The 7,733-nt window shown below is 42.0% G+C and carries 7 protein-coding genes and 1 pseudogene; 2 read left to right on the top strand and 6 right to left on the bottom strand.

Annotated features, from left to right (window positions below; translation table 11 throughout):
- Positions 1 to 134 precede the first annotated feature (134 nt).
- Positions 135 to 320: pseudogene (locus HMPREF0666_RS18140) on the top strand (hypothetical protein).
- Positions 321 to 455: 135 nt separating this feature from the next.
- Here the strand turns inward: HMPREF0666_RS18140 and HMPREF0666_RS11060 are convergent.
- The 6 genes from HMPREF0666_RS11060 to HMPREF0666_RS11035 form a co-directional block, all read right to left on the bottom strand.
- On the bottom strand, positions 456 to 1,769 hold the full coding sequence (locus tag HMPREF0666_RS11060; protein WP_009012435.1) for a DUF58 domain-containing protein: 1,314 nt from the start codon (positions 1,767 to 1,769) through the stop codon (positions 456 to 458).
- 124 nt (positions 1,770 to 1,893) lie between these two features.
- Complete coding sequence (locus tag HMPREF0666_RS11055; RefSeq protein WP_009012434.1) at positions 1,894 to 2,868, bottom strand: MoxR family ATPase; 975 nt, start codon at positions 2,866 to 2,868, stop codon at positions 1,894 to 1,896.
- A gap of 48 nt (positions 2,869 to 2,916) precedes the next feature.
- Positions 2,917 to 4,173 carry a DUF4350 domain-containing protein gene (locus HMPREF0666_RS11050; protein ID WP_009012433.1) on the bottom strand — a complete coding sequence of 419 codons (1,257 nt, stop codon included), beginning with the start codon at positions 4,171 to 4,173 and terminating at the stop codon, positions 2,917 to 2,919.
- Complete coding sequence (locus HMPREF0666_RS11045; RefSeq protein ID WP_009012432.1) at positions 4,170 to 4,781, bottom strand: DUF4129 domain-containing protein; 612 nt, start codon at positions 4,779 to 4,781, stop codon at positions 4,170 to 4,172. Before HMPREF0666_RS11045 ends, HMPREF0666_RS11050 begins: the two co-directional genes overlap by 4 nt.
- An 11-nt stretch (positions 4,782 to 4,792) precedes the next feature.
- Complete coding sequence (locus tag HMPREF0666_RS11040; protein ID WP_009012431.1) at positions 4,793 to 5,785, bottom strand: hypothetical protein; 993 nt, start codon at positions 5,783 to 5,785, stop codon at positions 4,793 to 4,795.
- Positions 5,760 to 6,740, bottom strand: coding sequence for a stage II sporulation protein M (locus HMPREF0666_RS11035; RefSeq protein WP_009012430.1), 981 nt, complete (start codon positions 6,738 to 6,740; stop codon positions 5,760 to 5,762). Before HMPREF0666_RS11035 ends, HMPREF0666_RS11040 begins: the two co-directional genes overlap by 26 nt.
- Positions 6,741 to 6,840: 100 nt before the next feature.
- Here HMPREF0666_RS11035 and HMPREF0666_RS11030 point away from each other — a divergent pair, with 100 nt between their 5' ends.
- Positions 6,841 to 7,566, top strand: a complete 726-nt coding sequence (locus tag HMPREF0666_RS11030; protein ID WP_009012429.1) for an RDD family protein — start codon at positions 6,841 to 6,843, stop codon at positions 7,564 to 7,566.
- Positions 7,567 to 7,733: the final 167 nt, after the last annotated feature.

Raw genomic sequence — 7,733 nt, 5'->3', positions numbered from 1 at the left:
CGTTTGTCTTCAGGTTTATCTCTGTACCAGCCAAGTGGATCAAGACATCAAGGCGGTATGTGCTGAATATCTATACCTGTAATTATGCTTACGCAGATGTTTTCCAGACTGATTTTGGATAGTGCCTACAACTTATGGGAATGATATTGTGTATTGCCTCAAGTCACATTGTGGGGTAAGGGGATATTGTAGGCAGAAGTGGGTGCTTCAAGTTCAAATTATCTGCAAATTCAGTAATGAGAGGACGTGTAAACGCAATAAGAACCTTCAAGGGCTTAGTTGCGGATTTGAGGTTAAATAAAATATATGAGAACTGCTAATATCGAATTGAATACATTGTTCAATGCCGATGTCTTTGGCCTGAAAATGTACCAAGTTATTTTTTAATCATTACTAAACTCTATGTATAAAAAACGCTACCAGCCATTGACATTCATAATGCCAACAGCAGAATATTAAGTTAGAATCTGTCTTTGCTTCATCTCTAAGTACTTATTGATGACATCAATGCTAAGCTTGTCGGGGGTTGTCAACACGCTATATATACCATACTGACGCAATGTTGAGACTATCAGACGCTTCTCGTAAGCAAATTTCTCAGCTATAACGTGCTGATAATACTCCTCCATAGAGCGTTTAGGAGAACGTATGTAATCGTTCATCTCAGCATCCTCAAAGAAGACAACAAGTACACGGTGCCACTGACTAAGCAGCTTCAAATAAGCTAACTGCCTATTGAGAGCTGTTATGCCAGAGAAGCTCGTGTATATAATAAACAAACTTCTCTTGCTTACCTGCTTATGTACATTAACACACAAATTACTGAAATCGGTCTCACCGAAATTGGTTTCTTGTGCATAAAGCGCCTCCAAAAGGGTCTGCATCTGTCCTGTTCGGTGCGATGGCGCTACGAAAGTATCTATCTTATCAGCAAAGGTTATCAATCCCGCTTTGTCATCACGACGCATAGCAACGTAGGACAAGACCAAAGAAGCATTTATACTATAATCAAGAAGCGTCATTCCACGGAAAGACTGCTGCATGACACGCCCCTTATCAATCACCGAGAATATCTGTTGAGAACGCTCATCACGATAGACATTCACCATCAGCTGGTTGCGACGTGCACTTGCTTTCCAGTTTATACTACGGTAGTCATCCCCTTTCACATAGTCTTTTATCTGCTCAAACTCCGTATTGTTACCCACACGACGAATACGTTTTATACCCATCTCTGTGAGGTTATTGCTCATTGCAAGAAGTTCATAACGATTTAACATCAGATAAGAAGGATAGACCTTAACGTCCTTTGCATCGCCCAAAGTATAGCGTCGCTCTACAAGTCCTATGCTGGTACGTGTGAAGCAACGTATCTTACCAAAGGAGTAGACGCCCCGCTTGACTGGTGTCAGTGTGTAACGAAGTACCGTATGACCCATAGCAGTAAGAGAACTCTTATAACTGATATCTCGTCGTTGGAACACTTCTGGAGCCTCATCGATAATCGTCAGCCACACTGGGAAGGAGTACTTACTCTCAAGACTTATCTTGACAACATTCTTATCACCATTAGAGAAACGCTCAGAACAGCTTCGTTTTGCACTTATCCCACGACGATGATAAAGCATAACGGCATCTATCACAACCATTACAGCAAAGATAAACAGAAGTATCTTTACGCCTGTAAAAAGCTGTGGGAACACATAACCAAACCCTGCTAAGAGGGTTAGACTTGCTAAGATGATATAAAACCGTTTGGTAAGGAACATTTCTTTATCTTTTGTTAGGTGTTAGCGGGTGTCGAGGGAGGGCCATAAAGAAGATAACAAACTATCTGGCAGCATACAACATCAGTATGGCGACGCTGAGTTTATCATCCTCCGTCAGACACCATTACTTAGGAACTTCCACCTTATCAATCAACTTCTGTGCAACTTTCAACGGAGTGTAACCCTCCATTTCGGCCTCAGCTGTAAGGATAAGACGGTGTTGAAGAATACTTGGAGTGACGAACTTAACATCTTCAGGCGTCACAAAGTCGCGTCCACCCAATAGTGCACTTGCCTTAGAAGCATTGAGCATTGCCACAGACGCACGTGGACTGGCACCAAGGAAGACTGCCTTTGAGGTGCGTGTCTGCTGTACGATGTTTGCTATATAGCGTAGAAGGCTCTCTTCAACATATACAGTATCTAATTTCTTACGCATCTGCAAAAGTTCGTCAATGGTCAACACGGGTCTAACATCGCCTAACTTGATGAGGTTTCGCTTCTCTTGATGACGCTTGAGGATGTTCATCTCTTCATCAACAGATGGATAACCCATGCTTATCTTAAATAGGAAACGGTCGAGTTGGGCCTCTGGTAGACGATAGGTACCCTCCTGCTCGACTGGATTCTGCGTCGCTATAATCGTATAGACATCACTCATACGATGCGTAGTGCCGTCTACTGTAACCTGACGTTCCTCCATTACCTCGAAGAGAGCAGCCTGTGTCTTTGCAGGAGCACGGTTGATTTCATCCACAAGGACGAGGTCTGAGAATACAGGACCCTCATGGAAATCGAACTCAGAAGTCTTAAGATTGAAGACAGTCGTACCGAGTACATCGCTTGGCATGAGGTCTGGCGTAAATTGAATACGGCTGAAACGCGCATCTATCAAGCGTGACATCAATCGTGCTAATAAGGTCTTTGCTACTCCTGGCACACCTTCTATCAGCACATGACCGTCTGCAAGTATCGCTGTCAACAACAAGGCAACAGCTTCTTGTTGCCCAACGATAACCTTACTGATTTCCTCTCTCAACTGTCTAACCTTCTGACTAAACAATTCAAGGTCAGCTCTTTCTTCTTTATACTCTTCCATCTTATCCATTGTTTTCGCTTCGTTAATACTTTACTTATTATGCGTCTATCACATTAAAAGATTATTGATTATCTTATCCATACCGTCTATTGCCTTCCGCAAAGCGGCATCGTTGATATATTCATCAGTCTTTAGATAACGGTCGACACGGTCGAGAATCATCCTGACCTCAGCCTCTGGCATTCCTGCTCGGAGTGCTATCTGTGCCACATCATCTTTTCTTGTTTCGGTGTCCTCCACATCAACCATCATCAGACGACGAAGTGTTTCAGTAAAATAAGCATACTTCTTCTGCAGTAAGTCATGGTTGATATGCTTCTGATAATAAAGTGTTCCGATCAGTTTCACAAACTCTATCGAGCGGTTCTTAGGCTCTTCTACAACAGGGATAACACGCTGTCGCCTGCGAGCATAGAACATACAGAAGAGTAATAACCCTCCTAAGGTGAGATAGATAGCCCATCGGAGAGGCTCATTTTGTAGCCAAAAGCGCAGTGGAGTCTCCTCGTTAATCTCTGCTTGAGGCGTATAAGCCTCCGTACGAACGATTGGTAAGCCACGAAACTGTGACATCAAACGAAAGACAAGACCATTAGCTTGCTCATCAAGAATACCATAGTTGGTTAATAACAATGGTTCGCAAGAAAAGAAGAGTTCTCCTTTCCCTCGTTGAATACGAACTACACGGGGCACCCAGTAGCTATCAACCCTATCAGTATAGTCATCTGTCTGCCTGTTCTTAACCAAGATATCATACTTAGCTGGCTTATCCACATCGACTTTGTTGCCTGACATTGCAGAATAAAGAGTGTATTTTTCTTCCTGATAAGGCGACTGCCGACACCAAACTAACGTATCGTATGGAATCTCTTGATTCTCAATTGAGGCCTTGACCTGCATGGGAGAGAAGCCATATTGGCCACTAATCGTTAATTGTAGGTCGGGATAGAGAGAGTCAGGGGTTATTGATGACGTTGCAATAAACACCTTATTACCTGTTTTCAGAAGTCGGTCTAACGCACGGAGGTCGGTCGGTGACGGGTTAAAATCGATTGATTGAATTAAGAAGGCATGCGGTTTCTTACCATATCCGTCACGTTCCAACTGTGATAAAGTCTTTCGTGTCACCTCATAACCAGCAGGTACTGATTTCTTCATCAGCGAGTCGAACACCGCACAACCAAAGGGTTGCCTATCATGATGACTAAAGGTAGGATCCCAAACAAACATCGATGGTGCACTCAACTCTAATAGGAAGACTAAGACGAGGAAGCCAACTATAAAGATCAAGAACTTTTTGTTCATCGCTTACCTCCTTCCTTTATCTTGCTTTCTAAGTCTAAGAGCAGCTTAACAGTTTCTTCCGAAGCTTGGTAATTACCATATCTTACACGCATAAAAGCAGTTGTCATCCGTCCAAACTCAGCAGATAAGAATTCACGAGTGTACTGTGTTGGCGTCTTATAAAGCTGCCAACTAATCATATTATTATCTGATAACCATCGAAGTGTACGCAAATAGACTATTCGAACAGCCTTATAATAATCCTTCTGTGCCATTGCCTTCTCATAGACAGCGTCGAAATTGACTCCATAGATATTGTCTTCCTCGTCGTCGTCAGCCGTCACCTTTCCCGTTCTACCAAAGAGTTTGAATTGATAACGATACAAGATAAAAGCTATCAGACCCACAACTACAAGCCCAAGGAAGATGTAAACGACCATTCGAAAGTCCAAATCGCCATCATAATCAAAGATATCAGAGAAGAAATCACCTATCTTCTGAATCAACCAACTCGTCCAGTCGAGTTCTGGAGCCTGTAACTCGCGTGCATAATCGTATGCTCCATCAGCGCAATACTGGTGAAGTAAGGTTGTGTCACACGACAGAGTATCAGTCAATGGTTGTAACATACGAATGGTTATCAGAGTTTATCAAAATTGTCAATATCGTTATCTTCCTCCTTCAACTCCTCAAAACGCTGTATATCCTTCTCTACTGAGAACCCATCTTCTTCCTCTGCTATACTTCCATAGTGGAACGCCAAGGCAAAAGTAGAGAGTGTCATCGTAAGATACATACAGAAGTTCATGAATACAGATGACAAATAAACGAGGAAGCTATAGACAGGACTTGTTGCAAAAGAGCTTTGAGTAGTATCAGTAGCCAGCAAAACTGACTTCACAACCGTCAATATATACCAAGGAATTGATGTGAATGAAGACAGGATATTAGTCAAGAATCCTATCACAAACATCAAACCAAACAACGACCAGAAAGAATGAAAACCAAGTTTTAAGCCGCGTAATATAGAGCTAAACAACGTTTCCTTATCTTCAAAAACATAGACAGGTAACGCCATAGAAACAGGCAAACAGCATACTACTAACGCAAGAATTGGTATAACGGCCAGTATCGGTGCACTTGTGATTGCAGCAAAAGAAATGATAAGAACCAAAACTACGATAAACAGAGCTACAAGCACCACGGTCATTAACAACGAGCGTTTAATCACCTGAATGATTATAGGTTTTAAGTCGCTCAGTGTCGTATTACGAAGTCTATTTGGACTCTTATGGTAGTATTTCACCATACTATAGCAGATTCCAGCCAACAAGGTAGAACCTATCAGCAGACAAATACCATATCCCACGTACGAAACACCGAATCTAAGGAGCATCCCCTGTGTCACGTCTACATCCTCTCCGACATCGAAGGTATTGGTATAATAAGGTGCTAAGACCTTCGTCATCATCTCCATAGCGAAACCTTGTACCAAACAAAGTGGCAAGAGTAGATAGGTACATGCACGCAACAAAAACTTAAAGTTCTCACGAATAAACTCAAAAATCGCAGAGAACTTCTCGCCGAAACTACGAACTTGATAAAGTTCAATCTTTGGTCTTTCTATTTGCATTTTCTAAATGATAATTACGCTTATAAGGTAAGTAAATAAAATAATACACGACAAACGCCAATGATACGAGTATGATACCAAGGCGGATAAAGTTGTTCAACTCTGTATGACGAGTAATGAATCCTTCGATAAAACCAGCCATAATAAAGATGGGTACCGTACCTACAACTATCTTCATTCCCCTCTTTGCACCTCGCTGAAAGCTGACCAAACGCGAGTAAGTACCTGGGAATAACCAACCATTACCGATTGCCAAGCCTGCAGCACCTGCCACAATAATTGCTGAAAGTTCCAACGTACCATGCAACATTGTCGCTAAAAGGCTTTCGCCTAATAACCCATGCTGATAAAAGAAAGTATCAAAACACCCTACCATGATACCATTTCGGAACAAAAGGAAGCCTGACATAAAGCTCGTCAATACGCCCGAAACAAACACATTAAACGACACCATGATATTGTTCAACGTAATACCAATAAACATACCTCCCTCTTCTTCATTTCCATATACGCCCATCGGCTCACCCTTCGCTATATTCTCAAGGGTCATATCCATATAGCCATCGCCAAGTATCAAGCGTGGGAAGGACTCGTCACCTAAGGTTGAAACAACACCAATCAGTACACTCACCATAAAAATAATGAATGAGAGAAGCAGTAACTTACGCTCTTTCCACATCACGTCAGGCACCTCCTGCGTCCAGAAAGTCACCAGACGCGACCACTTCTCCCGTTTATTACGGTAGATTTCATTATGAAGTGCAGAAGCAAGTTTGTTGAGATAGATGGTAATACGTGAATGAGGATAATGTGTCTGTGCAAAAGCGAGGTCGGCTGTAAGCTCAGTATAAGCATCAGCCAACTGGTCAGGCATCTCAAACTTGACATTATCTATCATGCCTTCCATTGCCCGCCACTTCTCAATATTATTGCGTATGAAAAGAATCTCTTTCATGCAAAGTCCACACGTAATTTACACATTATTATCATTTACGCAACACATTTAGAGTTTTTTCTTACATTTGCAACAGAAACAACATTTAATTATCAAGAAAATGCCCGAAGCCAATATCATAACAGGTCAGTACGTCCAGATAAGTCAGTCACCGGCAAGTTTAGGAGAGCGTATCGTTGCACAAATCATTGATGACTTCCTAATTATCTGCTATCTGGTTGGTGTGTCGCTCCTGATAGCTGAGTTAGACTTTTTTTATAGAACGAAAATGTTATTCTTCCTAATAGCCATCTACCTTCCTGCCCTCTTTTACCACTTCCTTATGGAACTTTTCAACCATGGGCAAAGTGTTGGAAAGATGGTGATGCGTATCCGTGTTGTGAAGAAAGACGGAACAACACCGGGCATTGGTGACTTTTTTATGCGTTGGCTTCTACAACTTGTCGACCTTGGTTTCTCTGGTGTTGGTGCACTTGTCATTCTTATCTCTAAGAATTCACAACGTCTCGGCGACCTCGCAGCAGGAACAATGGTCATCCAACTCAACGATTATCGCAAGATTCAAGTATCACTTGACGAATTCTATTACCTTGATAGAAAGTATAAACCTGTCTATCCACAAGCTGAAGACCTCTCTCTTAACCAACTTGATGTCATCCAACGTACCCTCAACTCTGAATACGGATACGAGCGTGAACGTCGTATTGCTTCCCTTGCTGAGAAAGTGCGAATGCACCTCAACATCTCTGATACCAATACTGCTGACGAGAAGTTCCTTTATACTATCGTACGTGATTACCAGCATTTCACGTTGGAAATAATATAAAGAAATAGGGAAAAGAAAGTATAAGGTAGCATGGAAATCTAACAGAACTGTGCTGTATAACCTTCATATTTGTACCTTACACTATCCTATTATAACGACAAGAACAAAACGTTTTACCCATTATCTTCCGCTGTGTTATTACTCAGCACATGATGTGCGGATGCCTA

Source organism: Prevotella sp. C561 (assembly GCF_000224595.1).
GTDB lineage: Bacteria > Bacteroidota > Bacteroidia > Bacteroidales > Bacteroidaceae > Prevotella > Prevotella jejuni.
This window is presented reverse-complemented; position numbering and strand designations above follow the sequence as displayed.

Coding starts and splice junctions, on each gene's coding strand:
- HMPREF0666_RS11040 (WP_009012431.1), bottom strand. CDS start 5,785: ATGCAAATAGAAAGACCAAAGATTGAACTTTATCAAGTTCGTAGTTTC.
- HMPREF0666_RS11060 (WP_009012435.1), bottom strand. CDS start 1,769: ATGTTCCTTACCAAACGGTTTTATATCATCTTAGCAAGTCTAACCCTC.
- HMPREF0666_RS11035 (WP_009012430.1), bottom strand. CDS start 6,740: ATGAAAGAGATTCTTTTCATACGCAATAATATTGAGAAGTGGCGGGCA.
- HMPREF0666_RS11030 (WP_009012429.1), top strand. CDS start 6,841: ATGCCCGAAGCCAATATCATAACAGGTCAGTACGTCCAGATAAGTCAG.
- HMPREF0666_RS11055 (WP_009012434.1), bottom strand. CDS start 2,868: ATGGAAGAGTATAAAGAAGAAAGAGCTGACCTTGAATTGTTTAGTCAG.
- HMPREF0666_RS11045 (WP_009012432.1), bottom strand. CDS start 4,781: ATGTTACAACCATTGACTGATACTCTGTCGTGTGACACAACCTTACTT.
- HMPREF0666_RS11050 (WP_009012433.1), bottom strand. CDS start 4,173: ATGAACAAAAAGTTCTTGATCTTTATAGTTGGCTTCCTCGTCTTAGTC.